Genomic DNA, 25,751 nt, shown 5'->3' on the forward strand with positions numbered 1-25,751 from the left:
CGCGACCGGAAGCCCCTCGGTTCTCTCGGAAGAGGAGGCTCGGACTCTTCTGCCAGGTCGACTCCGTCCCCCGCAGGGGGCACGGAGTTGTCCACAGAGGTGGATTTCTCCACAGAAGACCCGGCCTCACTGGTTCACGACCCCGAAGGCATGGGAGGCTCTGTTTATTGCGAGCCTGAAGTCGAGGAGAGTGAATCCTTGCGGTCCGACGCCAACATCGCGGGACCGATGACCGATCCGGTCCCCGGTCCCCGAACCGAGTCGATGGGGGCGGATGTTTCACGTGAAACACCGCCTCCGATGGACGACACCCCCATCGGTCGTGCGGCCCAACTGGCCGTGGAGGCTCTCGGCCGCGCCGGCGAAGGTCTGCCGCGACCGGAGCAGACGCGCGTCATGGTGGTCGCCAACCAGAAGGGTGGCGTGGGCAAGACGACGACGACCGTCAATCTTGCCGCCTCGCTGGCTCTGCACGGTGCCCGGGTGCTGGTGATCGACCTGGACCCGCAGGGCAACGCGTCCACGGCCCTCGGGATCGACCACCACGCCGAAGTTCCGTCGATCTATGACGTGTTGGTGGAGAGCAAGCCGCTCGCCGAGGTCGTCCAGCCCGTACCGGACGTCGAAGGACTCTTCTGCGCCCCGGCCACCATCGATCTCGCCGGTGCGGAGATCGAGCTGGTGTCCCTGGTGGCCCGCGAAAGCCGTCTGGACCGCGCGATCCAGGCGTATGAGCAGCCGCTGGACTACATCCTCATCGACTGCCCGCCCTCGCTCGGCCTGTTGACGGTCAATGCGCTGGTGGCGGGCCAAGAGGTCCTTATCCCGATCCAGTGCGAGTACTACGCGCTGGAGGGTCTGGGCCAGTTGCTGCGCAATGTCGATCTGGTGCGGGGGCACCTCAACCCCGCCCTGCATGTATCGACCATCCTGCTCACCATGTACGACGGCCGGACGCGTCTCGCCTCCCAGGTCGCGGAAGAGGTGCGCAGCCACTTCGGCGAAGAGGTGCTGCGGACGAGCATTCCCCGCTCGGTCCGTATCTCCGAGGCGCCGAGCTACGGGCAGACGGTGCTGACTTACGATCCTGGATCGAGCGGCGCCCTCTCGTATCTTGAGGCGGCCCGAGAAATCGCGCTGAGGGGCGTTGGCATCAGCTATGACGCGAGCCAGGCCCATATCGGCGCCCAGAGCGACCCGAGCATGGTGGAGGGGATCCAGTGAGTGAGCGACGGAGGGGGTTGGGCCGAGGACTGGGCGCGTTGATCCCTCCTGCCCCGGTCGAGAAGAACCCGGTACCGGCCGCGTTGGGCGGCGGTGCGTCCGCCTCTCCCGCGGGCGTTCCGGTCCTGACCGCGGAGCGCGGAGTGGCCGCGGCGAAGGTGGCCACGCTGCCCTCGCCCTCCCAGGAAGCCGAGGAGCGATCGGCGGCCCCGGTCGCGGAGACGCCCGCGCCTCCGCTGGGCGCCCACTTCGCCGAGATCCCCCTGGACGCGATCACGCCGAACCCGCGCCAGCCGCGCGAGGTCTTCGACGAGGACGCCCTGCACGAGCTGATCACCTCCATCCAGGAGGTCGGTCTGCTCCAGCCGGTCGTCGTACGGCAGCTGGGCCCCGGCCGCTATGAGCTGATCATGGGCGAGCGCCGCTGGCGTGCCTGCCGTGAGGCCGGTCTGGAGGCCATCCCGGCGATCGTCCGGGCCACGGACGACGAGAAGCTCCTTCTGGACGCGCTGCTGGAGAACCTGCACCGCGCGCAGCTGAACCCGCTGGAAGAGGCCGCCGCCTATGACCAGTTGCTGAAGGACTTCAACTGCACGCACGACCAGTTGGCCGACCGGATCGGGCGCTCCCGCCCGCAGGTCTCCAACACCCTGCGGCTGCTGAAGCTCTCGCCGACGGTGCAGAAGAGGGTCGCCGCCGGGGTGCTCTCCGCCGGGCATGCGCGGGCGCTGCTGTCCGTGGCGGACTCGGAGGAACAGGACCGGCTGGCCCATCGCATCGTGGCCGAGGGGCTGTCGGTGCGGGCCGTCGAGGAGATCGTGACCCTCATGGGCTCCCGGCCGCAGAAGCCGCAGCGCCCCAAGGGGCCGCGGGCCGGCTCCCGGCTCTCCCCCGCGCTGAACGAGCTGGCCACCCGGCTGTCGGACCGCTTCGAGACCCGGGTGAAGGTCGACCTCGGGCAGAAGAAGGGCAAGATCACCGTGGAGTTCGCCTCCATTGATGACCTCCAGCGGATCCTGGGCACCCTCGCCCCGGGCGAGGGCCGGGTCCTGCCGAGCGACCTTCAGGAGAGCGCCGAAGAGGACCAGGACGACTGATCCCTGGACCCATCGACCCCCTGGGGTCAGGCGAAGAGCGGGCGTGTCCGGTGTGTACCGGAACACGGCCCGCTCTTTGCTTTGCGGCGGTATCGAGCGAATCGCATGGTGGATACGATGCGAGTGCTCAGGGAACGCAGTGTTCGAACGGCCGCTCGCGCCGCGGCGGCCGGTGAGGGAAGCGAGGAAGGGCCTTCATGGGGCGTCGGCTGGTGCCGCTCACGTTGGACAACCTTCAGGACCTTCCCCAACGCTGTCGCTCATGTGTCTTCTGGGAGCTGGACCCCGTCAGCGGTGAGGCGGCGGTCAAGGGCGGCACGGCCGCCGTGGAGAAGGAGTCCTGGATCTCCGCCGTCCTGCTGGACTGGGGTTCCTGCGGCCGCGTGGTCTATGTCGATGACGCACCGGTGGGCTATGTGCTCTACGCCCCTCCCGCCTATGTCCCGCGCTCGGCCGCCTTTCCCACGAGCCCGGTGTCACCGGACGCCGTCCAGCTGATCACGGCCTTCATCAAGCCCGGCTATCAGGGACAGGGGCTCGGCCGGGTGCTGGTGCAGACGGTGGCCAAGGATCTGCTGCGCCGGGGCTTCAAGGCCATAGAGGCATTCGGGGACGCCCGCTGGAAGGAGCCCGCCTGTCTGCTGCCGGCGGACCATCTTCTGGCCGTGGGCTTCAAGACGGTACGGCAGCATCCTCTGCATCCCCGGTTGCGGCTGGAACTGCGGTCGACGCTCTCCTGGAAGGAAGACGTCGAGATGGCGATCGACCGGCTGCTGGGTGCGGTGCAGAAGGAACCGGTGCTGCGGCCGCTGTAGCGGACACAGACGAAGGGGCCGACCCATGGAGGTCGGCCCCTTCAATGTTTCACGTGAAACATCACTCGGCGATGAAGTCCTCGAGGTCGCGGACGATCGCGGCCTTGGGCTTGGCGCCGACGATGGTCTTGGCGACCTCGCCACCCTGGTAGACGTTCAGGGTCGGGATGGACATGACGCCGTACTTGGCGGCCGTGGCCGGGTTCTCGTCGATGTTGAGCTTGACGATCTCGATCTTGTCGCCGTGCTCGGCCGCGATCGCCTCCAGGGAGGGGGCGATCTGGCGGCACGGACCGCACCAGGCGGCCCAGAAGTCCACCAGGACGGGCTTGTCGTTCTTGAGGACGTCCTCGTCGAAGGAGGCGTCGGTCACGTTCTTCAGGGCGGCCACGCTGGGCTCCTTAACTTGATCGTGGGGCGGGGAGGGGGGAGGAAGCTGAGAGGAGCGTCAGACCGCGGCGGTCTTCTCGGGCTCGGCCTGGTCCTCGTCCGCGAGGGCGGCGAGGAAGCGCTCGGCGTCCAGGGCGGCGGAGCAGCCGGTGCCGGCCGCAGTGATCGCCTGACGGTAGGTGTGGTCGACAACGTCACCGGCGGCGAAGACACCGGTCACATTGGTGCGGGTGGAGGGGGAGGCGACCTTCAGGTAGCCCTCCTCGTCGAGGTCCAGCTGACCCTTGAACAGCTCGGTGCGCGGGTCGTGGCCGATCGCGATGAACAGACCCGTCACGGGCAGCTCGGACAGCTCGCCGCTCTTGAGGTTGCGAAGCTTCAGGCCGGAGAGCTTCTGCTCGCCCTGGATCTCGGCGACCTCGCTGTCCCACACGAACTTGATCTTCGGGTCGCCGAAGGCGCGCTCCTGCATCGCCTTGGAGGCGCGCAGGGTGTCCCGGCGGTGGACGATCGTCACGGACTTGGCGAAGCGCGAGAGGAAGGTGGCCTCCTCCATCGCGGTGTCGCCGCCGCCGATCACGGCGATGTCCTGGTCCTTGAAGAAGAACCCGTCACAGGTGGCGCACCAGGAGACACCGCGGCCGGACAGCGCGTCCTCGTTCGGGAGGCCGAGCTTGCGGTGCTGGGAGCCGGTGGTGACGATGACGGCCTTGGCCTTGTGCACCGTGCCCGCGGTGTCGGTGACGGTCTTGATCTCCCCGGTGAGGTCGACCGAGACGATGTCGTCCGGGATCAGCTCGGCACCGAAGCGCTCGGCCTGCGCCCGCATGTTGTCCATGAGGTCGGGGCCCATGATGCCGTCACGGAAGCCCGGGAAGTTCTCCACCTCGGTGGTGTTCATCAGTGCGCCACCGGCGGTGACGGCGCCCTCGAACACCAGGGGCTTCAGGGATGCGCGGGCGGTGTACAGCGCCGACGTATAGCCTGCGGGCCCGGAGCCGATGATGATCACATTACGGACATCGCTCACGGCTAGATTCCTCGTCTCTGGTCTGCGTCAGTCGACCGGGGAGAGGCCCTTTCGGGTCTCTCACCCCACCCAACGGATCCTACGGGGCGCGCATTCCCGCTGTGTCCGGGCACACGCGCGCAGAGAACGACTGGCCGGTACCGGGGGTCAGGGACGAGCGACGGGTTGCTTCAGCAGAACCTTGCCGGCGGAGACGGGCTGTTGCCCGACACAGGCGGCGTCGACCACATAGGCCGTCACGCGCGCGCTGTCCTGGAGGTCGGGAAGGACGACGAGATAGGCACTCTTCCCGGCATAGGTACCGGTCTTCGCGGCCAGCGCCTGCTCGCCCCGGGGGACCGCCCGTCGGACGCACTCGGGGACGGCGACCTGGGGCTGGAGGAGCGTGTTCGCGCTCTCGCCCGTCTGCGGGGTGTTCTGCCCGGAACGCGGCCGCTGGCTGTCCTCCCGCTGAGGACTCTTCTTCGTGGCCAGCAGATCCCGTACCTGGTTCTGGACGCTGCTTCCGGAAAACGCACCGGCGGACGCGCTGGGCTCGCCCTTGGCCGTCGTGGAGGAGGTGCCGCCGCCGAGCGACTGGAACACCAACGCACCGGCGCCCAGGACAGCGGCGGTCAGCACACCGCCCAGCACGAAGGCCCTGCGGCGGCGGCCGGGTCCGTTCTTCTTTCGGCCCGGCCCGGTCGCGGCCCCCGCCCGGCCGGCCGGGCGATCGACAGGACGGTCAGCGGGACGGTCGGTCGGCGCGGGTGCCGGGTGCTCGGTGGGGACCGATGTTTCACGTGAAACATGACCCGTGGAGTCCGGCCCGGAAGTGTTGAGCAAAGCCTCGGCGGCCAGGGCGGCATCGATGCGCTGGGCCACGTCGACCGGCATCGGCTCCGGCGCCTGTGCGGATCCCAGCAGCCCCCGGATCTCCTCCAGGGAGGCGTAGACGTCCGCGCACAGCTCGCAGCCGCCCAGATGGCGTCGTACGTCCGTGCCGCGCTCGGGCGGGAGAAGCCCCTCGGCGAGGTCGGAGATCTCGGTGACGTCCGGGTGCCCGGCCGTGGCCGTCGTCGATGTCACGCTCGCCCACCTCCGCCCTTCGCTACGGCTGAATCGGTCGGTCCCGCATGCGGGAGGCTCGCGTCGGAAGCCTCCGTTGCCGATGGGACGGATGTCCCTTCCACCCGGTTCCGGCCAGAACTGTTTTCTTCCGTGCTGCCGTGCCCGGGACGCAGATGGCTGAGCAGTGGCAGCAGCCGGGCTCTGCCCCGGGCGCACCGGCTCTTCACCGTGCCGGTCGGCACATCGAGGATCCGCGCGGCCTCGGCGACCGGGTAGCCCTGCATGTCCACGAGGACCAGCGCGGCCCGCTGCTCCGGCGCCAGGGTGCCCATCGCCTCGATCAGCTGGCGGTGCAGATCATTGCGCTCGGCCGGCGCGGACGCGGACTCGTGCGGCTCCAGCAGCTGCTCCAGCCGCTCGGTGTCGTCCACTGGGGCGGTCTTGCGCGTGGCCGCCTTGCGGGCGCGGTCCAGACAGGCGTTCACCGTGATCCGGTGCAGCCAGGTCGTCACCGCCGACTGGCCCCGGAAGGTGCCCGCGGCCCGGTAGGCGGACACCAGGGCGTCCTGCACCGCGTCGGCGGCCTCCTCGCGGTCCCCCAGCGTGCGCAGCGCGACCGCCCAGAGCCGGTCCCGATGCCGCCGTACGATCTCTCCGAAGGCGTCGGCGTCGCCCTGCACATGGCGGGCGAGCAGCTCCTGGTCGCTCACCCCGTCGTATCCGGCGTCCTCCGCCATCTGCCCCTCCGGTCCGGGTAGCGAGGTCAGCCCGTGAACTGCACTTCGCCGATGGCCTGCTTGTAGCCCGCTCTGGAGTACAGCGTGGAGTCGTAGCCGGAGTTCGGCAGCGCGGTCAGCCAGACGAGGACGTACCGCGTCTTCAGCTGCTTGGTGACCTTCACGGTAGCGGTGGTGCCGGTGGTGGTGACCGTGCCGATCCGGGTCATCGAGTCCAGCGACGGCGGGGTCAGCGAGTCCGCGGCGTACAGCTCGACCGTGGTGTGGTCGCCGCCGTAGCGCAGGCTGAGCATGGCCTTGTCGAGCTGGGTGGCCGAGCCGAGGTCGTAGACGATGCCGACGCCCGGCTTCAGCGGCGCGATGGGCGGACCGTCGTTGAAGGACTTGGTCTTCCAGTAGGTCGACGGGTTGCCGTCGTACGTCTTGGCGACATTGGCGGCGCTCTGGGGATCGCCCTCCGCGACGAACTCCTGGCTGCCCTGGATCTTTATCGGTGCCGACGACTGCTTGGAGGTCTTGTCGCCGCCGTCCGTGGTGCGGCTCTTGTTGGTGTCGTTCGACTTGCCGCCCTGGTCCATCAGAGCGTCCGCCAACTGCCAGCTGCCCAGGCCGAGAGCGGCGATGAGAAGGGCGGAGACCGCCCACTTCAGCGCCTTGCCGGTGCGGCTCTGCAACGGGGGCGGCGGAGCAACGATCGGCTGGGCGGCGCCGGGGTGCGGCGCCGGGCGGCCGTAGGTGCCCTGCTGATAGGTCGTGCGCTGGTACTCGGGCGGTGCGGTGAACGCGGGCTCCGGCGGACGGATGCGGGGCATCTCGCCGATCGCCTTCACCAGCTCCTCCGGCGTGGTGCACGGCGCCTCGTGCCGGGACGCGGTGGCCCCGTCGTTGGCGAGTGCGCGCATGGTCAGTTCGGACAGGCCGCGGTGGATGCCGGCCCGCACCTGGTCCGGTGCGACGAGCCCGACGTCCTTGGGGAGGCCCGACAGACCGTACGCGTCGTCCTCGTAGGGCCAGCGCTGGGTCAGCGCCGCGTACAGCAGGGCGCCGATCGCCTCGGTGTCGGTGCGCTGCGGGGTGTCGGAGCTGATGCCGCGCAACGCGGCGTTCACCGCGAGGCCGCGGATACGCCACTGGCCGGTCGATGTGCGCAGCACCGCGTTGGGGTTCAGTCGCAGATGGGCGAGGCCCTCACGGTGCGCGGCGGCCATGGCCGAGGCCACCTGACTGACCATCTGGTACGCGTCGTGCGGCTCCAGCGGACCGGCCGTCAGCAGGGCGGTCAGCTCGGTGGCATCGGGCAGCCATTCATGGACGACGTAGACGAGGTCGTTCTCCTCGACGGCGTCGAGGACCTGGACGAAGCGCGGGTCGCCGAGCAGCGCGGAGGAACGGGCCGCGGCGAGGACCGAGCGGGCCCGTGCGTGGTCCGCCGGCAGTACATGGACGCCGACCGCGCGGCGCAGTTTCTCGTCGACCGCACGCCAGCTGCTGAATCCGTCCAGTCGGGTGACGCACTCCTCCAGCCGGTAGCGTCTGGCGAGTTTGTGACCGCTGTGCAGTTCGGGCGGTGAGGCCTGCTTGAGAGAACCCTCCGCGTCGCTCCCCTGCCCCTCGCTGCCGTCCGTGTCCCGCTCCGGGTTCTTGGCCACCCCGTCGGCCGTGGACTGGTCCGCCTTCGCGGTCAGCGGCTGTTCGCCGCTGTTGTCTGCCACGTCGACGGCAGCCGTGCTCCGTTCCGCCACCGTCGTCCCTGCCTCCCCATCCGTTGCACGCTGTCCGACGCCGAAACCAATTGTGCCCACAGTCCGCCGCTATGCACGACACACGGCGGCGGACGATGGTTGTGCGCTTACCCCCGCCTCAGCGGCCCAGACGCCCGCGCACCATTCCCACGAGCGAGTTGAGTTCGTCGATCCGCATCCGGCGGGCGGCGACGAAGAAGACACCGAGCAGTACGGCTCCGCCGACGAGCAGTGCCGCGAAGGAGCCGATGGCGCCCTGGCCGAGCGTGTGCCCGATGCCGTAGCAGGCCGCGCCGCTGAGCAGTGCCGCCGGTACCGAGGCGATGCACAGCCGGGCGTACGTCCGCAGCACCCGGGCGCCGTCCAGGTCGCCGCCGAGGCGCTTGCGCAGCCGCCGCCAGGCGACGATGACGCCGATCGCGTAGGCGATGCCGTACGCGGCCGCCATGCCGGAGACCGCCCAGCGGGCCGGCAGCAGGAAGAAGCACAGGGCCGAGGCGCCCGCGTTGACCGCGGCGACGATGACCGTGTTGTAGAAGGGGGTGCGGGTGTCCTCGTAGGCGTAGAAGGCGCGCAGGACGACGTACTGCACCGAGAACGGGATCAGGCCGAGGCCGAAGGCCATCAGCATGTAGCCCATGTTGGTGGCCGAGCTGGTGCCCGAGCTGCCGAAGATCAAGGTGCACATCGGGATGCCCAGCGCCACGAAGCCGAAGGCGACCGGGACGATGGCGACCGCGGTGGTCCGCAGGCCCTGTGAGATGTCGTCGCGTACGGCGCCGCCGTCGCCCTCGGATGCCGAGCGGGAGATGCGCGGCAGCAGGGCGGCCATCAGGGAGACCGTGATGATGGCCTGCGGCAGGCCCCAGATCAGCTGGGCGTTGGCGTAGGCGGCGAAACCGGTGCCCGAGACGCCGGAGTCCTTGCCGGCCGCGGTGGACAGCTGGGTGACGATCATGGCGCCGGCCTGGTTGGCGAGGACGAACAGGACCGTCCACTTGGCGAGTGCCGCCGCCTTGCCGAGGCCGTGGCCGCGCCAGTCGAACCGCGGCCGGATCCGGAACCCGGTCTCGCGCAGATAGGGGATCATCGCCAGCGCCTGCACGACCAGGCCGAGCAGCACACCGACACCGAGCAGACGCTGACCCTGCGGCGGGATGTTCGTGACCGTCATATGGGAGTGGGCGGCGGTGCCGTAGACCCAGATGAACATGCCCAGCGACACGATGATGACGATGTTGTTCAGAACCGGGGTCCACATCATCGCGCCGAACTTGCCGCGCGCGTTGAGAACCTGGCCCATCACCACATGGATGCCCATGAAGAAGATCGAGGGCAGGAAGTAGCGGGTGAAGGTGACCGCGACCTCGTTGGCCGCCGGGTTGCTGGCCACCGGGTTGGACAGCATGCGCACCAGCAGCGGCGCCGCGAACATCGCGAGAGCGGTCAGCGCGGCCAGTGCCACCATCACGAGGGTCAGCAGCCGGTTGGCGAAGGCCTCGCCGCCGTCCTCGTCCTCCTTCATCGAGCGGACCAGCTGCGGCACGAAGACCGAGTTGAGGCCACCGCCGACGGTGAGGATGTAGATCATGGTCGGCAGCTGGTAGGCGACCTGGAAGGAGTCGCCGAGGAAGCCGAGGCCGAGCGCGGAGACGATCAGCGCGGAGCGGACGAAGCCGGTGAGCCGGGAGACCAGGGTGCCGGCCGCCATGACGGCGCTGGACTTCATCAGCCCGCCGACCTTGCCGCCCTTCTTGGCGGGCGCGGCGGTCGCCACGGAGGCCACGGGCGCCATGACCGTCTCGGCCGGGCCGGAGCCGGAGGGGACGCCGGGGGCCGGAGCCCCGACCGGTGCGGGCACCGGGGGCTGCATCGGGTTCTGGGCGGAGGCGTAGGGCGCGGTGGGCGCGGCCGGGTAGCCCTGCCCGGCGTACGGATTCTGCTGCTGCGGCTGCCGGCCGTAGGCAGGCGGGTACTGACCGCCCGGCGCGGCGCCCATGCCCGGCGCGGCGGCCGGTCCCGGGACGCCCGGGGGATCCATCGGCGCGTGGCCGGAACCCTGCTGCTGGTCCTTGAAGAGATGCGCGAAGGCGTCCGGCTCGTGGTACTCCTCGCCGGAGTTCGAGACCAGGTCGTCCACGCCCACGAACTGGGTGGTGCGCGGATCGTCGCCGTAGGGCAGATAGGGCGCCGCGCCGTCCGGCTCGGGCGCCGGGGTCTGCGCCCACACCCGCGGGTCGGGCGCGTACGGCGACTGGGCGGGCTGCGCGTACAGCGGCTGCTCGTAGGTGCCCGGGGGCGGCGGGGGGTGCGCGGCACGGTCGTAGAGCGCCTCCGCGACCGGGTCCTGGGCGGTCAGATCGTGAGCCCGGTAGGGGTCCTGGTCGTAGGCGTCCTGGAGGTACATGTCCGCCGCTTGCTGCGGCGGCACCTGGCCGGGCTCGGGCGGCGTCTCGGGGTAGCCCGAGCCGGCCGCGCCCTGGCCGCGGTCACCGTCGTACGGCGCGTTCATGCCTTACCCCACCTCATCGTCCCGGGCCCACCGGCCACGACATCGCTCAACGGTCCACTCTCTCACCCGTCCCGGACGGGTCGGTGCTTTCCGGTGCGGTGTCCGGCGCAGGGTCACTCGGCTGCTCCGGGTCGTCTGCCCCTGCGGCGGAGTCGGACTCCTCCGGGAGACGATCCCCGGGCGCCTCGGGGTTCCCCGGCCCGTCGGAGTCCTCCCTCGCGGTGCCCGCGCCGCCCTCCCCGGCCTGGCGGGCGGCCGCGCGCTTGCGCTGGGTGTACATCCGGAACCCGGCGAGGACGAGGAGCAGCACACCGCCGCCGATGACGAGCATCACCGTGGGCGTGACCTCGGTGACCTTCACGTCGAAGGTGACGGGGGCGCCGTACTCCTGGCCGTCCTCGGTGTACAGCTGGGCGATCACCGTGGCCCGGCCGTTGGCGTTGGCCGAGGTGGTGAACTTCACGGACTGGGCGTGGCCGCCGGCGATGTCGACGGGCTGCTCGTAGTACGCCTTGCCGCCGATCTTCAGTCGGGTCGGCTGGGTCGAGGTGAGCCGCAGCACCAGGTGGCCGACCGGCTGGACGAGGTTGTTCTGGACGGTCACCGGGATGGTCGCGCTGCGTCCGGAGAGCTTGGTCTCGGACTTGTCGATCAGCCTGACCTGCCCGGCCAGATCGTCCAGCCACCCCTCGACGCCGTTGCGGAAGGCGTCCCCGTCATCGCTCTGGCCCCGCCACGATGTGGACATCCCGCGGTTTATGGCCCGCCCGAACGGGGTGACCACACGGGACTGGTCGGAGAGGATCACCTGGAAGTCGTCGAGCTTGTCCTGGGTCCGGGCGATCTGTTCGAAGGCCGAGGCCGGCAGCTCCTGCCGGCGCAGGTACGTCGGATAGACGGAGGTCGACGGGATACGCGTGGTGGCGCTCGGGTCGGGCTTGGCCTTGGCCGCCGCCGTCAGGTCCTGTGCCTGGGACCAGGTGCCGCCCTGGAGCGCCCGCACGGCCGCGGCCATCGCCTGCGCCTGGGCCGCCGTGGGCAGGCGCTGCGGGGCGACGACGATGCTGCGCTGCTGGTCCGTCTGCGCGTTGATCTCAAGACTCTGGGCCAGGAACTCCTGCACGGCGAGTGTGGAGTCGGCCGCCTTGGTCAGATCGCCCTCGAAGGCCGTGGACAGCTTGGCGTCGGCCACGACCGCTGTGGTGCCGCCGCCGACCGGGCGGGCGGCGGAGGGCGTATACGACAGCCCGGCCGTCTCCTGGAGGCTGTCGCTGCGGGCGATCACCCGGTCCGCGCCGGCGGAGGTCGCGACCCTCATGATCGACGGGTCCACGGCGCCGTTCACCGGCCATGCGTAATCCGTGCTCGGTATGACGTGGAGCACAGTCTTCACGGTGGTCGCGGCGACATCGGTCGCGTCCTTGAGATGGCTGAGGGAGCCGGTGACGCTGGTGCCGCGGTGTGCGAGCGAGGCCAGGTCGGGGTCGGCGAAGGGCAGCGCCACGACCTCCTTGCCCACGACCGCCTTCTGGAGGCTCGCCAGCCACTGCTTGGCGAGCGCCTGGTGCTCCTTGGGGCCCGCGACGGTGGTGTCGCCCTCCCCCTGGAGCCGGTAGTTGCCCGACGCCATGGCGTCCACGGAGGCCAGCAGGTCCGGGTCGATCACCCAGGTGACGTCCAGATCCTTGCCGAGGCTGACCATCTGGTCGAGCCGGCCGCCCGGCGCGAGCTCCTTGGCCAGGTCGTCGTTGAGGAACACCGGCGTCTGGAGCTGACCGGCGCCCGTCTTGGCCGTCATATGGACGGTGGACAGCAGCGGCCACAGAACCGTCGTCCTGGTCCTGGTGTCGGCGTCGGACGGCTGCCACGGCAGGAACGTCCGCTGGACGCCGAGCACCTGCTGCCAGGGCTGGGCGGAGGTCTGCCCGGACAGGGCGACCCCGAACTCGTAGACACCGTTCGCGCCCAGGTCGAGCTTGTCCACCGGCACGGAGATACTGAAGTGCTCGGCGACGCCCGGCGCCAGCTTGGCGAACTTCTGCGCGTACTTGTCGCCGACCTCGGAGCCGCTGACCCCCTGGAGCTCGTCCGGGTGCTGGGCCACGTCGTTGATCCCGGAGCGGGTGTTCAATATCGGGCCGACCCGCAGGCCCACATGGGCGCCGGTGACCGCCTGCTTGCCGTTGTTGGTCACCGTGCCGGAGACGGTGAGGGTGTCACCGTCCGTGGGGGCGTTGGGGCTCATCGAGTCCAGGGCGACGGACACCGGGTCCCCGGAGGCGGCGGCGGCCGGCGCGGCCGCGGGCAGCTGGAGCAGCCCGGCCAGCAGGGGCGCCCCGGCGAGCAGGGCTCCGGTGCGCCGCAGCCATCGGCGCGCGGGTGAGGCACTGGTCCCCTGGAAGTCAGCCGCCTCGGCCACGCGCTCGCCCGTCCTCGTCGTCTCAGTGGTCGTCGGAATGTGCGTCCCCGCATGGTAACGAGGTGCGCCGAGCGGAAGTGCCGCGGTCCAGGTCACAAGATCGCTGGGCGGATACGACCCGTCCTCTATATCCAGTATCGAGGGGAGAGGGGCTGTACGCCGCAAGAGCTGCGCTTGCACGGGTATGCCGGAAGCCGGCCTCGGCCCGCTCCGGGCCGGGTTCCGGGCCGATTAGGGGCGCCCCGGTGCGCCCGGGGCACGTACCCTCTTCTGTTGTGCCGAACCCCAACGAAGACACTCCCTCCGCCCTGAGCCAGGCCCAGCAGCGCGCGGTCACCGAGCTGCTGCGGGTGGCGCCCGTCGCCGACGATCTCGCCCGCCGATTCCAGGAGGCGGGTTTCTCCCTCGCCCTGGTCGGGGGGTCGGTGCGCGACGCACTGCTCGGCCGGCTCGGCAATGATCTGGACTTCACCACCGATGCCCGTCCCGAGGACGTGCTGAAGATCGTCCGGCCCTGGGCCGACGCGGTCTGGGAGGTGGGGATCGCCTTCGGCACCGTCGGCGCGCACAAGGGCGCCCGGGTCGGGGACACCGACATGACCTTCCAGATCGAGATCACGACCTACCGGTCGGAGGCGTACGACCGCGCCTCGCGCAAGCCCGAGGTCTCCTACGGCGACTCCATCGAGCAGGACCTGGTCCGCCGGGACTTCACGGTCAACGCGATGGCCGTGGCTCTGCCGGAGAAGGAGTTCATCGATCCGTACGGCGGCCTGGTGGACCTCGCGGCCCGCGTGCTGCGGACCCCGGGCACGCCGGAGGAGTCCTTCTCGGACGATCCGCTGCGGATGATGCGGGCCGCCAGGTTCGCCGCCCAGCTGGACTTCGAGGTGGCCCCCGAGGTCGTCGCCGCCATGACGGACATGGCCGGGCGCATCGAGATCGTCTCGGCGGAGCGGGTGCGGGACGAGCTGAACAAGCTGATCCTCTCCGACCACCCGCGCAAGGGCCTGACCCTGCTCGTCGACACCGGGCTCGCCGCCCATGTGCTGCCCGAGCTGCCGGCACTGCGCCTGGAGAGTGACGAGCACCACCGGCACAAGGACGTCTACGAGCACACGCTGATCGTGCTGGAGCAGGCGATCGCGCTGGAGGAGAACGGCCCCGACCTCGCGCTGCGGCTGTCCGCGCTGCTGCATGACATCGGCAAGCCGCGCACGCGCCGCTTCGAGAAGGACGGCCGGGTCTCCTTCCACCACCATGAGGTGGTCGGCGCCAAGATGACCAAGAAGCGCATGACCGCGCTGAAGTACTCCAACGAGCTGGTGAAGGACGTCTCACGACTGGTCGAACTTCATCTGCGCTTCCACGGCTACGGCACCGGGGAGTGGACGGACTCGGCGGTCCGCCGCTACGTCCGTGACGCTGGACCCCTGCTGGACCGCCTGCACAAGCTGACCCGCTCCGACTGCACCACCCGCAACAAGCGGAAGGCGGCCGCGCTGTCCCGGGCCTATGACGGTCTGGAGGAGCGCATCGCTCAGCTCCAGGAGCAGGAGGAGCTGGACTCGATCCGTCCGGACCTCGACGGCAACCAGATCATGGAGATCCTGGGCGTCACTCCCGGCCCGGTGATCGGCAAGGCGTACAAGCACCTGCTGGAGCTGCGGCTGGAGAACGGCCCGATGGAGCACGAGGCCGCGGTGGCCGCACTCAAGGAGTGGTGGGCCGGACAGGAGTGAGGGTCCGGCCCGGCCGGTGTTTCACGTGAAACATCCGCCGGGCCGGCCGCACGAGGGTCGATGTTTCACGTGAAACATCGACCCTCTTTCCGTCTCCCGGCTCCCCGCAGCAGCCGTTCGAAGTACGCCAGCAGCGCGGCGACGAATGCGTAGATCACGGCGACCAGGACGACCAGCAACGGTGATCTGCCGTCCGGTGGGAGCATCAGGGCCGCCACCCCGGCCGCGCCGACGAAGGCCACATTGAAGAGGACGTCGTAGACGGAGAAGATCCGTCCGCGAAAGCCGTCGTCCACACAGGACTGGACGATGGTGTCGGTCGCGATCTTGGCGCCCTGGGTGATCAGCCCCAGTACGAAGGCGGCGACGAGCAGAGGTCCGGTGGCGAACGGCAGACCGAGGGCGGGCTCCAGCACCGCGGCCGCCGCCGAGCACACCACGATCCAGCGCAGGGGTCCCAGCCGTCCCGCCGCCCAGGGAGTCACCGCGGCCGCCACGAAGAACCCGGCACCGGACAGACCCAGCGCCAGACCGAGCAGCCGCAGTCCCTCGTCGGGGCCGGACGCGAGGGTGTAGCGGCACAGCATGAGCAGCAGGACGAGCAACGCGCCGTAGCTGAAGCGCATCAGCGTCATCGAGGCCAGCGCCCAGGCCGCCTCCCTGCGCCGGGGCGCGGCCAGATGCCGGATGGCGGCAAGCAGATCGCGGGCCGTGTCGGCGAGCGCGGTCAGCAGATGAGGTTGCAGTTGCTGCCGGTCAGGGCCGAGGAGCGTGGGCGCCATGTTCAAGGAGACCAGGCCCGCGCACAGATAGAGCAGGGCGCCCAGCAGCACCACCGCGGCATCGGAGCCCGAGGACAGCAGCCGTACCCCGAACGCGAGTCCGCCCCCGGCGGTCGCGGCGAGCGTGCCGGCCGTCGGGGACAGGGAGTTGGCGATCACCAGGCGCTCGGCGTCGACCACCCGGGGCAGGGACGCGGAGAGCCCGGCGAGGATGAAGCGGTTGACGGCCGTGACACACAGCGCGGAGACGTAGAAGAGCCAGGCCGGGACGTGGCCCGCCATCAGCGCGGCGGTGCCGACGGCCAGCAGGGCGCGCAGCAGATTGCCGTGGACGAACACCTGGCGGCGCTGCCAGCGGTCCAGCAGGACGCCCGCGAAGGGGCCGACGAGTGAATAGGGGAGCAGCAGTACCGCCATCGCCGAGGCGATCGCGGCGGCCGAGGTCTGCTTCTCCGGGGAGAAGACGACGTAGGCGGCGAGCGCGACCTGGTAGACGCCGTCGGCGCCCTGGGACAGCAGACGGATGTACAGCAGGCGCCGGAAGTACCGCAGGCGCAACAGGACGCGCAGGTCACGGACGACGGGCATGGGGCACAGCCTCACATATGCGGAAGGTCCCCGGGTCAGGACCCGGGGACCTTCACAGCCCTGGCAGGAGCGATTTTTGTACGAGCGGCTCCCCGTGGGGCGGTGTCGAGCTTTAGCGCTCGACGTCGCCGCGGATGAACTTCTCGACGTTCTCGCGGGCCTCGTCGTCGAAGTACTGCACCGGCGGGGACTTCATGAAGTACGAGGATGCGGAGAGGATCGGGCCACCGATGCCGCGGTCCTTGGCGATCTTCGCGGCGCGCAGGGCGTCGATGATGACACCGGCGGAGTTCGGGGAGTCCCAGACCTCCAGCTTGTACTCCAGGTTCAGCGGGACGTCGCCGAAGGCGCGGCCCTCAAGGCGGACGTAGGCCCACTTGCGGTCGTCCAGCCAGGCCACGTAGTCGGACGGGCCGATGTGGACGTTCTTCTCGCCGAGGTCCCGGTCGGGGATCTGGGAGGTGACGGCCTGCGTCTTGGAGATCTTCTTGGACTCCAGGCGCTCACGCTCGAGCATGTTCTTGAAGTCCATGTTGCCGCCGACGTTCAGCTGCATCGTGCGGTCCAGGATGACACCGCGGTCCTCGAACAGCTTCGCCATGACGCGGTGCGTGATGGTGGCGCCGACCTGGGACTTGATGTCGTCACCGACGATCGGCACGCCGGCCTCGGTGAACTTGTCCGCCCACTCCTTGGTGCCGGCGATGAAGACCGGAAGGGCGTTGACGAAGGCGACCTTGGCGTCGATGGCGCACTGGGCGTAGAACTTCGCCGCGTCCTCGGAGCCGACCGGCAGGTAGCAGACGAGAACGTCGACCTGCTTGTCCTTCAGGATCTGGACGACGTCGACCGGCTCGGCCTCCGATTCCTCGATGGTCAGGCGGTAGTACTTGCCCAGGCCGTCGAGGGTGTGGCCGCGCTGCACGGTGACGCCGGTGTTCGGGACGTCGCAGATCTTGATGGTGTTGTTCTCGGAGGCGCCGATCGCGTCCGCGAGGTCGAGGCCGACCTTCTTGGCGTCCACGTCGAACGCGGCCACGAACTCGATGTCGCGCACGTGGTACTCACCGAACTGCACGTGCATCAGGCCGGGGACCTTGGCCGCCGCGTCGGCGTCCTTGTAGTACTCGACTCCCTGCACCAGCGACGCGGCGCAGTTGCCCACGCCGACGACGGCTACGCGAACCGAACCCATTCCGGTTGCTCCCTGTGTGTACGAGTGAGGCCCTGACTGGGACTCACGTGGCGGTGTCGCCGGGCGGATCCGTACGGGAGGTGCTCCCGGTACGGGGCAGGCCGCCCGTCGATCCAGTGGTGGTGTCCTCTTGAGCGGGCCCCCCGGACGAGGGACTTCTCAGGTCCCGTCCGGCTCGCTCGCTCTCGATGAGCTCGTTCAGCCAGCGCACTTCGCGCTCCACGGATTCCATCCCGTGGCGCTGGAGCTCGAGTGTGTAGTCGTCCAGGCGCTCCCGCGTCCGGGTCAGGGAGGTGCGCATCTTCTCCAGACGCTCCTCCAGCCGGCTGCGCCGGCCCTCCAGCACGCGCATGCGCACATCGCGCGAGGTCTGCCCGAAGAAGGCGAACCGTGCGGCGAAGTGCTCGTCCTCGTACGCGTCGGGACCGGTCTGCGAGAGCAGTTCCTCGAAGTGCTCCTTACCTTCCGCCGTCAACCGGTAGACGATCTTGGCGCGGCGTCCGGTGAGGGGAGCGGCGAGGGCGTCCTCGTGGGTGTTGCCCGGCTCCTCGGTCAACCAGCCGCTCGCGACCAGCGTCTTGAGGCAGGGATACAGGGTCCCGTAGCTGAAAGCGCGGAACACACCCAGGGACGTGTTGAGTCGTTTACGCAGCTCGTAACCGTGCATGGGGGACTCGCGCAGCAGGCCGAGCACGGCGAACTCAAGGATGCCGGAGCGCCGGCTCATCGTCGCCTCCTCCCGGCCCGCGGCTCCCACCGCAGGTCTCCCAGTGCCTTCTCAGCGTCTTTATCTCGTGCTGATGTATCGACTCGATACATCAGCACGATAGAACGACGTCACGCGTGCGACAAGGGGGACGGTGGTGAACGGGATCACATAACCGATTCGTAGGAGGCAACTTGCCTGGTTTGGGGTGAACTTCGGGGCTCGGTGGGTTTTGGCGGTGCGTAGTCTGTGCGGCATGCAGACCACCGGGAACCATGCGACGCCTGGGGAGCGTCGTCGTCCCCGGTGCAGTACGGGTGAATGCGCGACCGACCACATCCGTACGTCGGGGGGACCGGAAACCAGCCGCCAGTCCAGGTGCGCAAGGGTGCGCCTGCCCGAGGAGTAATCGTTCGATGAGCGAGCACCGTCGCAAACCGCCGCAGCCGCAGGGAGGCGGACGTGCCGCGGCCCGACGCGGCCAGCCCGGTTCGTCCCCCGGTCGCCGCGCGGCACCGCGAGGCGCCAGCGGATCGCCTGCCGACTCTCCGGGAGACGAGGCACGGTCGCTCGGCGGCCGCGCCGAGGCCCGGCGCGCGGCCCAGAGAAGCAGTGGTGGACGCCGCAGAGCAGCCGAGCCCGCAGGCGGCCGCCGCGGTGGCCCCGGCGGCCCGTCCGGACCCGGACGCGGTCGGGGGCGTACGACCCCGCCCGGCAAGAAGCGGATCATCGACTATCCCCGCGCGGACAAGTACGGGTGGCACCGGTGGGTGCCGTCCTGGAAGCTCGTGTCGGGCGTGTTCATCGGCTTCGTCGGTTGCCTCGTGGCCGTCGCCGGCATCGGGTACGCGATGGTGGGCGTCCCTGACGTGGCCAAGACCGCGCAGGCGCAGAACAACGTCTACTACTGGTCCGACGGATCGGTGATGGTCGCGACCGGTGGCGAGACCAACCGGCAGATCATCAACTACGAGGACATCCCCAAGGAGATGCGGTACGCCGTCATCTCCCAGGAGAACAAGACCTTCGAGACCGACAGCGGCGTGGACCCGTCGGGTATCGCCCGAGCGGTCTTCAACATGGCCAGGGGCGGTCAGACCCAGGGTGGCTCGACGATCACCCAGCAGTACGTCAAGAACGCCATGCTCGACGACCAGTCGCAGACCCTCTCCCGCAAGTTCAAGGAGATCTTCGTCGCGATCAAGGTGGGCACCGAGGTGCCCAAACCGAAGATCATGGCCGGTTACCTGAACTCGGCGTACTTCGGTCGCGGTGCCTACGGCATCCAGGCGGCCTCGCGCGCCTACTTCAACATCGACGCCAAGCAGCTCAACCCCGGCCAGTGCGCCTTCCTCGCGGCGATGCTGAAGGGCGCCACCTACTACGACCCGGCCGGCGCCACGTCCCTCGACCCCAATGCCACGGCCGAGGCGAACAAGAAGCGCGCCCTGGGGCAGATGCAGGACACCCTCGACAAGATGGTCAAGTACGGCCATCTGAGCGCCGCCGAACGTGCCAAGTACACGACGCTCCCCCACTCGCAGAACCCGCGCTCGAACAGCCGGCTCAGCGGCCAGGTGGGCTACCTCGTCGACCTCGCCAAGTCCTACTTGATCAACAACAGTGACAAGACCCATGTCACCGCGGACGATCTCCAGAAGGGCGGCTACCGGATCCACACGACCTTCGACAAGAAGAAGGTCAACGCGCTGGAAGCCGCCGTCAAGAAGGTCCAGAAGGCGAACATCAAGCCCGACGTACGTCCGAAGTACGACAAGTACGTCCAGTTCGGCGGAGCCTCGGTCGAGCCGAAGACGGGCGCCATCCGGGCCATCTACGGCGGTGAGGACGCGACCAAGCACTTCACCGACAACGCCGACTCGACCGGCGCCCAGGTGGGCTCCACGTTCAAGCCCTTCGTGCTGGCGGCCTCGATGAAGTGGGGCGTGCGCGACCCGCACGGTCCGGCGGACCAGGGCCTGGACGAGCGCACGATCGCCTCTCCCAAGAGCCTGTACAGCGGCAAGAACAAGCTCAAGATCGAGAACTACGACCACAGTGTCTGGACGGACAAGGACGGCAAGGAGTGGCTCCAGACCAACGACGGCAATGAGTCCGTCGGTGACGCGCCGGACTACAAGATCGACCTTCGTGAGGCGATGCAGTTCTCGGTGAACTCGGCCTATGTGCAGCTCGGCATGGACGTGGGCCTGGACAAGGTCGAGCAGTCCGCGCTGGACGCGGGTCTGCTGAAGGGCAGCCTGGCCAGCTCCAACTACCCGTCCTTCTCGATCGGCACCTCCGACCCGAGCGCCATCCGTATGGCCGGGGCCTACGGCACCTTCGCCAACAGCGGTCAGCAGACCGACCCGTACTCGGTCGACAAGGTCGAGAGCAAGGACGGGGTCGTCTACCGGCACGAGGTGAAGTCGAAGGAGGCCTACTCGGCGAACGTGGCGAACAACGTCACCGACGTCTTGCGGACCGTGGTCGACAAGGGCACGGGTACCAACGCCCGGCTGCCCGGACGTGAGGTGGCCGGCAAGACCGGTACCACCGACGGCAACAAGTCGGCCTGGTTCGTCGGCTACACCCCGCAGCTGTCCACCGCGATCAGCATGTTCCGCCTGGACGACAACGCGAATAACAAGAACCGCACGTTCCTGGAGATGTACGGAACGGGTGGCCAGAAGCAGATCCACGGCGCCTCGTTCCCGTCCGAGATCTTCCACGACTACATGACCCAGGCGCTTCAGGGTCAGCCGGCGCTGACGTTCCCGGCGCCCGAGCCCATCGGCGTCGCGCTGAACCCCGAGCCGAGCCCGACGCCGACCCCGTCGACCTCGCCGAGCCCGTCCACGAGCCCGTCCACGAGCCCGTCGCCGAGCGACAGCGTCTCTCCGAGCCCGACGAACAGCCAGAGCTGTGGCTTCTTCGGCTGCACCGACGGCGGCAACGGCAACGGCGGTGACAACGGCAACGGCCCCGGCGGGAACGGCACCGGCGGCATGGACGGTGGGCCGACGCCCTCGACCACGGCCACCGATCCCGGCGCCGCCGGCGGGACCCGGGGTAATGGCAACGGCAACGGAGGAACCATCTGGGGACCGGCGGGCTGACCCCCCGGTCCGACCGGTTGGCGGCCATATCTCCCGCTCTGCCTGTTTCACGTGAAACATCGGCCGCCGCACCGACCAGGTGCGGCGGCCCTCCGCGTTTTCATGGGGAGGTACGGCAGGATGTGGCCCATGCCCAGTGCAGAGATGACACCCCCGGGCGTGTACGAGCCCGAACCGGAGCGGTCCGCCCCGCCGGAGCCGGTGCGGCCGACCAGGGAGGACGAGGTCGCGGCGGCCGGCAGTGAACTGGTCGGCGGCCCCATCGGGCGGTACGCCCTGCTCGGAACCTCCTGGTGGACGCCCGTGCGGATCGTGGCGCTCGTGGCGATCGGCATGTTCGCCCTGGGCCTGGTCCAGAAGGCGCCGTGCTACCACAGCGCCTGGTTCTTCGGCGCCAGCTCCCAGTACACGAAGGCCTGCTACTCGGACATCCCGCACCTCTACCAGGGCCGCGGATTCGCCGATCACCTCGTGCCCTACTTCGACAGACTCCCGGACGACCTGTCCGGCGGCATGGGCTATCTCGAGTACCCGGTGCTGACCGGAGTGTTCATGCAGGTGGCCTCCTGGCTGACCCCGCACAGCGGCGGGATCCAGCACCAGGAGCAGTGGTACTGGTTCGTCAACGCCGCGATGCTGATGGTCTGTACGGCCGTACTCGCCGTCTGTGTGGCTCGTACCCACCGCCGGCGCCCCTGGGACGGCCTGCTGGTCGCTCTGGCGCCCGCGGCGGCGCTGACCGCCACCATCAACTGGGACCTGCTGGCGGTGGCGCTGACGGCCGCCGCGATGCTGATGTGGGCCCGCGGCCGCCCCGTCGCCTTCGGCATCCTCCTGGGGCTCGCCACGGCCGCCAAGCTCTATCCCGTGCTCCTGCTCGGCCCCCTGTTCGTACTGTGCTGGCGGGCGGGCAGATGGCGGGAGTTCGTGCAGGCGGCGGCGGGAACGGTGGGCGCCTGGCTGGTGGTGAACCTGCCGGTGATGCTGTTCGCCTTCCAGGGCTGGTCGAAGTTCTACTCGTTCAGCCATGACCGGGGCGTCGACTTCGGCTCGTTCTGGCTGATCTGGTCCCAGAACTCGGACCACCCGCCGAGCACCGACTTCGTGAACACCGCCGCCACGGTGCTGATGGTGCTGTGCTCCATCGGCATCGCCGTGCTCACGTTCACCGCCCCGCGCCGGCCGCGCTTCGCCCAGCTGGCCTTCCTGATCGTGGCGGTCTTCATCCTCACCAACAAGGTCTACTCGCCGCAGTACGTGCTCTGGCTGGTGCCGCTGGCGGCCCTCGCCCGGCCCAAGTGGCGGGACTTCCTGATCTGGCAGGCGTGCGAGGTGGCGTACTTCCTCGGCATCTGGATGTACCTCGCCTACACGACCAGCGGAGACGCCCACAAGGGCCTGCCGACGCACGGCTACCAGTGGGCGATCGCCCTGCATCTGCTGGGCACGCTGTACCTGTGCGCCGTCGTCGTACGCGACATCCTGATGCCGGAGCGGGACGTGGTGCGCCGGTCCGGGGACGACGACCCCTCGGGCGGGGTGCTCGACGGGGCGGAGGACGTCTTCGCGTTCACCGCGGTGGCCCGTCCGCCCCGGCACGCGGCCCCGTACGAGGCGCCGCAGGTGGAGTGGGGCAGGCCGGAAGCGGCGCCTCCCCAGGGCCGTTCGCTGTGAGCGAACGGCTCGGCTGAACGGCCCGCGCCGCTTCGGCCCGGGTGAAGGACGAGGGCGCGAAGAAGGCCGTACACGCAGTTCCGTGTACGGCCTTCCTGTTGTCCGTTACCGGCGGACTCGAACCGGTCTCAGCAGTCCACGATGCGGTCGAACTGCGTGGTGGTGTGCCGCAGATGGGCCACCAGCTCGTCGCCGACCTTGGGTTCCGCGGCGTCCGAGGGCACGAACAGGATCGACACCTGCATGTGCGGCGGTTCGGCGAACCAGCGCTGCTTGCCGTCCCAGACGAACGGGGAGAGGTTCCGGTTGACCGTGGCGAGACCGGCGCGGGCGACGCCCTTGGCGCGCGGCATGACGCCGTGCAGGGCCTTCGGCGCCTCCAGGCCCACCCCGTGCGACGTACCGCCCGCCACGACCACCAGGAAGCCGTCGGAGGCCGCCTTCTGCTGCCGGTAGCCGAACCGGTCGCCCTTGGTCACGCGGGTGACGTCCAGGACGGCACCGCGGTACTGGGTCGCCTCGTGGTCCCCCAGCCACAGCCGCGTGCCGATGCGGGCGCGGAACCGGGTCTGCGGGAACTGCTGCTGGAGCCGGACGAGTTCGTCGGCCTTGAGGTGGCTGACGAACATCGTGTGCAGCGGCAGTCGGGCGGCGCGCAGCCGGTCCATCCAGCCGATGACCTCCTCGACGGCGTCCGAGCCGTCGGTGCGGTCCAGCGGCAGATGGATGGCGAAGCCCTCCAGGCGGACGTTCTCTATGGCCTGGTGCAGCTGCGGCAGATCCTGCTCGCTGATGCCGTGCCGCTTCATCGAGGACATCACCTCGATGACGACACGCGCGCCCACCAGGCCGTACACACCGTCGATCGAGGAGACCGAGCGGACCACCCGGTCGGGCAGCGGCACCGGCTCCTCGCCGCGCCGGTAGGGCGTCAGCACCAGCAGGTCGCCGCCGAAGTAGTCCTTGATGCGCGCGGCCTCGTACGTGGTGCCGACGGCGAGCAGATCCGAGCCGAGCCGGGTGGCCTCCTCCGAGAGCCGTTCGTGCCCAAAGCCGTAGCCGTTGCCCTTGCAGACCGGGACCAGGCCCGGGAACTGCTCCTGCACGTGCTTGTGGTGCGCCCGCCAGCGCGCGGTGTCGACGTAGAGCGTGAGCGCCATGGCCGGACCCGGACCCTTTCTCGTGGCTGAGGTGTATCGGGGGTGAAGTGCTGTGAACCCTATGGAATCAAACGCCGGCTGCTCAGCGGCGCGACATGTAGATGTCGAGCGCCTTGTGGAGCAGCTTGTTCAGCGGGAAGTCCCATTCGCCGAGGTACTCGGCGGCCTGTCCGCCCGTGCCGACCTTGAACTGGATCAGGCCGAACAGGTGGTCCGACTCGTCCAGCGAGTCGGAGATGCCGCGCAGGTCGTAGACGGTCGCCCCGAGGGCGTAGGCGTCGCGCAGCATGCGCCACTGCATCGCGTTCGAGGGCCGGACCTCGCGGCCGATGTTGTCGGAGGCGCCGTAGGAGTACCAGACGTGCCCGCCGACGATCAGCATGGTGGCCGCGGACAGGTTCACGCCGTTGTGCCGGGCGAAGTACAGCCGCATGCGGTTGGGGTCCTCGGTGTTGAGGGCCGTCCACATGCGCTGGAAGTACGACAGCGGGCGCGGCCGGAAGTGGTCGCGCACGGCCGTGATCTCGTACAGCCGCTGCCACTCGGCGAGGTCCTGGTAGCCGCCCTGGACGACCTCGACGCCGGCCTTCTCGGCCTTCTTGATGTTGCGGCGCCAAAGCTGGTTGAAGTTCTTGTGGACCTCTTCCAGGGAGCGGTTCGCCAGCGGCACCTGGTAGACGTAGCGCGGCTGGACGTCGCCGAAGCCCGCGCCGCCGTCCTCGCCCTGCTGCCAGCCCATGCGGCGCAGCTTGTCGGCGACCTCGAAGGCGCGCGGCTCGATGTAGTCGGCCTCCAGGTCGCGCAGGCGCTTGACGTCCTGGTCCTGGATGCCCTTCTTGATGGTCTCGGCGTTCCAGCGCCGGATGATCACCGGCGGGCCCATCTTCACGGAGAAGGCGCCCTGCTGCTTCAGGTGCGCGAGCATCGGCTGGATCCAGTCGTCCAGGTTCGGCGCGTACCAGTTGATGACCGGGCCCTCGGGCAGATAGGCGAGGTAGCGCTTGATCTTGGGCAGCTGGCGGTAGAGGACCAGGCCCACGCCGACCAGCTGACCGCTGCGCTCGTCGAACCAGCCGAGGCTCTCCGAGCGCCACTCCGCCTTCACGTCGGCCCAGGCCGGGACCTGCATGTGGCTCGCCGACGGCAGGCTCTGGATGAATGCCAGATGCTGCTCTCGGCTGATGGTCCTCAGGGTCAGGCTCATGTCGGGGCGCTCCTCGGGCTGGTGTGTCCCCATGGGTTCAGGGGCTCCGGCTCTCGCGCCGAAGCCTACTGCGCCCGCTGAGCACCCCGATGGGGCGGACGGCTCAGAAGGGCCCGCCCGCGCGAGGCCGCCCCCGCGGAGATCGTCTTCGCGGGGGCCGTCTCGGGAGGGACCGCCTCAGAACAGGCCGCCGAACAGCCCGCCGTTCGACATGCCGATCAGCAGGCCGACCCCGGAGGCGCCGAGGCCGAGGATCAGCCCGAAGCGCTCGCGCGTGGTCACCGAGACCCACTGCCCGTACGCGCCGGTGACGATGCCGACCAGACCGGCCCAGGACGTGAGCAGGTGCAGGCCGGGGAAGAACGCGGTGATGAAGGACAGCAGGCCCAGGACCAGCGTCACGGCCATCAGGATGTCCGGGAGCGGATGGGTCTTGCCGTCGCTGGCGAAGAGGGATCCGGCGGTGTTGGGCTGCAAAGCCTGTGCCATGGGGCACCTCCTGCGGAAGGCGGCGCATCGTAGCGCCGTACACACCCGACGTGTACAGATTGTCGGCCCTCACGGC

At 69.4% G+C, this 25,751-nt stretch carries 19 protein-coding genes; 6 read left to right on the forward strand and 13 right to left on the reverse strand.

What is annotated here, in order from left to right; all coding sequences use genetic code 11:
- The first annotated feature begins 150 nt into the window (after positions 1-150).
- The 3 genes from HEP81_RS19330 (at position 151) to HEP81_RS19340 (ending at position 3,136) form a co-directional block, all read left to right on the forward strand.
- A complete protein-coding gene (locus HEP81_RS19330; protein ID WP_078967115.1) occupies positions 151-1,224 on the forward strand; it encodes a ParA family protein in 1,074 nt (357 codons plus the stop codon).
- Positions 1,221-2,321, forward strand: a complete 1,101-nt coding sequence (locus HEP81_RS19335) for a ParB/RepB/Spo0J family partition protein (RefSeq protein WP_037650397.1) — start codon at positions 1,221-1,223, stop codon at positions 2,319-2,321. The genes HEP81_RS19330 and HEP81_RS19335 overlap by 4 nt, the downstream gene beginning before the upstream one ends.
- A 197-nt stretch (positions 2,322-2,518) precedes the next feature.
- Positions 2,519-3,136: a GNAT family N-acetyltransferase gene (locus HEP81_RS19340; RefSeq protein ID WP_037650400.1), complete on the forward strand. Its 618-nt coding sequence runs from the start codon at positions 2,519-2,521 to the stop codon at positions 3,134-3,136.
- Positions 3,137-3,197: 61 nt separating this feature from the next.
- On the opposite strand, the gene trxA is transcribed toward HEP81_RS19340, so the two are convergent.
- From trxA to HEP81_RS19375, 7 genes are all read right to left on the reverse strand, one after another.
- Positions 3,198-3,527: a thioredoxin gene (gene trxA, locus HEP81_RS19345; RefSeq protein ID WP_037650402.1), complete on the reverse strand. Its 330-nt coding sequence runs from the start codon at positions 3,525-3,527 to the stop codon at positions 3,198-3,200.
- A gap of 57 nt (positions 3,528-3,584) precedes the next feature.
- Entirely contained in the window at positions 3,585-4,556 is a 972-nt protein-coding gene (gene trxB, locus HEP81_RS19350) for a thioredoxin-disulfide reductase (RefSeq protein ID WP_037650404.1), read from the reverse strand.
- Positions 4,557-4,703: 147 nt separating this feature from the next.
- Positions 4,704-5,624 carry an anti-sigma factor family protein gene (locus HEP81_RS19355; protein ID WP_037650407.1) on the reverse strand — a complete coding sequence of 307 codons (921 nt, stop codon included), beginning with the start codon at positions 5,622-5,624 and terminating at the stop codon, positions 4,704-4,706.
- Entirely contained in the window at positions 5,621-6,343 is a 723-nt protein-coding gene (sigM, locus tag HEP81_RS19360; protein WP_037650410.1) for an RNA polymerase sigma factor SigM, read from the reverse strand. The genes HEP81_RS19355 and sigM overlap by 4 nt, the downstream gene beginning before the upstream one ends.
- Positions 6,344-6,369: 26 nt before the next feature.
- A complete protein-coding gene (locus HEP81_RS19365) occupies positions 6,370-8,085 on the reverse strand; it encodes a protein kinase family protein (RefSeq protein ID WP_037650413.1) in 1,716 nt (571 codons plus the stop codon).
- A gap of 118 nt (positions 8,086-8,203) precedes the next feature.
- Positions 8,204-10,597, reverse strand: coding sequence for a murein biosynthesis integral membrane protein MurJ (murJ, locus tag HEP81_RS19370; protein WP_037650416.1), 2,394 nt, complete (start codon positions 10,595-10,597; stop codon positions 8,204-8,206).
- Positions 10,598-10,643: 46 nt separating this feature from the next.
- Positions 10,644-13,016, reverse strand: coding sequence for a DUF6049 family protein (locus HEP81_RS19375; RefSeq protein WP_037650419.1), 2,373 nt, complete (start codon positions 13,014-13,016; stop codon positions 10,644-10,646).
- 275 nt (positions 13,017-13,291) lie between these two features.
- Here HEP81_RS19375 and HEP81_RS19380 point away from each other — a divergent pair, with 275 nt between their 5' ends.
- Positions 13,292-14,758: a CCA tRNA nucleotidyltransferase gene (locus tag HEP81_RS19380; RefSeq protein ID WP_037650422.1), complete on the forward strand. Its 1,467-nt coding sequence runs from the start codon at positions 13,292-13,294 to the stop codon at positions 14,756-14,758.
- A 65-nt stretch (positions 14,759-14,823) separates the two neighbouring features.
- On the opposite strand, the gene HEP81_RS19385 is transcribed toward HEP81_RS19380, so the two are convergent.
- The 3 genes from HEP81_RS19385 to HEP81_RS19395 form a co-directional block, all read right to left on the reverse strand.
- A complete protein-coding gene (locus tag HEP81_RS19385) occupies positions 14,824-16,128 on the reverse strand; it encodes an MFS transporter (protein WP_051849814.1) in 1,305 nt (434 codons plus the stop codon).
- Positions 16,129-16,240: 112 nt separating this feature from the next.
- Positions 16,241-17,323, reverse strand: coding sequence for an inositol-3-phosphate synthase (locus HEP81_RS19390; RefSeq protein WP_037650425.1), 1,083 nt, complete (start codon positions 17,321-17,323; stop codon positions 16,241-16,243).
- A 43-nt stretch (positions 17,324-17,366) separates the two neighbouring features.
- The gene (locus HEP81_RS19395) at positions 17,367-18,050 is read right to left on the reverse strand and encodes a PadR family transcriptional regulator (RefSeq protein ID WP_037650428.1); all 684 of its coding nucleotides are present in this window, start codon (positions 18,048-18,050) and stop codon (positions 17,367-17,369) included.
- Positions 18,051-18,445: 395 nt separating this feature from the next.
- Between HEP81_RS19395 and HEP81_RS19400 the strand changes: the two genes are divergently transcribed.
- Positions 18,446-21,148, forward strand: a complete 2,703-nt coding sequence (locus tag HEP81_RS19400; RefSeq protein ID WP_037650431.1) for a transglycosylase domain-containing protein — start codon at positions 18,446-18,448, stop codon at positions 21,146-21,148.
- Positions 21,149-21,277: 129 nt separating this feature from the next.
- Positions 21,278-22,822 (forward strand): glycosyltransferase family 87 protein, encoded by a 1,545-nt coding sequence (locus tag HEP81_RS19405; RefSeq protein WP_172636906.1) that lies wholly within the window; start codon positions 21,278-21,280, stop codon positions 22,820-22,822.
- Between the two features lie 128 nt (positions 22,823-22,950).
- Here the strand turns inward: HEP81_RS19405 and HEP81_RS19410 are convergent, their stop codons facing one another.
- The 3 genes from HEP81_RS19410 to HEP81_RS19420 all read right to left on the reverse strand — a co-directional run bounded on the left by HEP81_RS19410 (position 22,951) and on the right by HEP81_RS19420 (position 25,675).
- Positions 22,951-23,982, reverse strand: a complete 1,032-nt coding sequence (locus HEP81_RS19410) for an alanine racemase (protein ID WP_037650433.1) — start codon at positions 23,980-23,982, stop codon at positions 22,951-22,953.
- An 82-nt stretch (positions 23,983-24,064) separates the two neighbouring features.
- Entirely contained in the window at positions 24,065-25,186 is a 1,122-nt protein-coding gene (locus HEP81_RS19415; protein ID WP_037650435.1) for a lipid II:glycine glycyltransferase FemX, read from the reverse strand.
- 177 nt (positions 25,187-25,363) lie between these two features.
- Positions 25,364-25,675 (reverse strand): hypothetical protein, encoded by a 312-nt coding sequence (locus HEP81_RS19420; protein WP_037650437.1) that lies wholly within the window; start codon positions 25,673-25,675, stop codon positions 25,364-25,366.
- Positions 25,676-25,751 lie beyond the last annotated feature (76 nt).

Origin of the sequence: Streptomyces griseofuscus, from assembly GCF_014673495.1 — a bacterium.
Taxonomy (GTDB): Bacteria; Actinomycetota; Actinomycetes; order Streptomycetales; family Streptomycetaceae; genus Streptomyces; species Streptomyces murinus.

What these genes read in the sequence shown, in the direction of transcription:
- HEP81_RS19410 (WP_037650433.1), bottom strand. Translation starts at nt 23,982, where the DNA reads ATGGCGCTCACGCTCTACGTCGACACCGCGCGCTGGCGGGCGCACCAC.
- HEP81_RS19415 (WP_037650435.1), bottom strand. Translation starts at nt 25,186, where the DNA reads ATGAGCCTGACCCTGAGGACCATCAGCCGAGAGCAGCATCTGGCATTC.
- sigM (WP_037650410.1), bottom strand. Translation starts at nt 6,343, where the DNA reads ATGGCGGAGGACGCCGGATACGACGGGGTGAGCGACCAGGAGCTGCTC.
- HEP81_RS19420 (WP_037650437.1), bottom strand. Translation starts at nt 25,675, where the DNA reads ATGGCACAGGCTTTGCAGCCCAACACCGCCGGATCCCTCTTCGCCAGC.
- HEP81_RS19330 (WP_078967115.1), top strand. Translation starts at nt 151, where the DNA reads ATGGGAGGCTCTGTTTATTGCGAGCCTGAAGTCGAGGAGAGTGAATCC.
- murJ (WP_037650416.1), bottom strand. Translation starts at nt 10,597, where the DNA reads ATGAACGCGCCGTACGACGGTGACCGCGGCCAGGGCGCGGCCGGCTCG.
- HEP81_RS19390 (WP_037650425.1), bottom strand. Translation starts at nt 17,323, where the DNA reads ATGGGTTCGGTTCGCGTAGCCGTCGTCGGCGTGGGCAACTGCGCCGCG.
- HEP81_RS19385 (WP_051849814.1), bottom strand. Translation starts at nt 16,128, where the DNA reads ATGCCCGTCGTCCGTGACCTGCGCGTCCTGTTGCGCCTGCGGTACTTC.
- HEP81_RS19340 (WP_037650400.1), top strand. Translation starts at nt 2,519, where the DNA reads ATGGGGCGTCGGCTGGTGCCGCTCACGTTGGACAACCTTCAGGACCTT.
- HEP81_RS19400 (WP_037650431.1), top strand. Translation starts at nt 18,446, where the DNA reads ATGAGCGAGCACCGTCGCAAACCGCCGCAGCCGCAGGGAGGCGGACGT.
- HEP81_RS19395 (WP_037650428.1), bottom strand. Translation starts at nt 18,050, where the DNA reads ATGAGCCGGCGCTCCGGCATCCTTGAGTTCGCCGTGCTCGGCCTGCTG.
- HEP81_RS19405 (WP_172636906.1), top strand. Translation starts at nt 21,278, where the DNA reads ATGCCCAGTGCAGAGATGACACCCCCGGGCGTGTACGAGCCCGAACCG.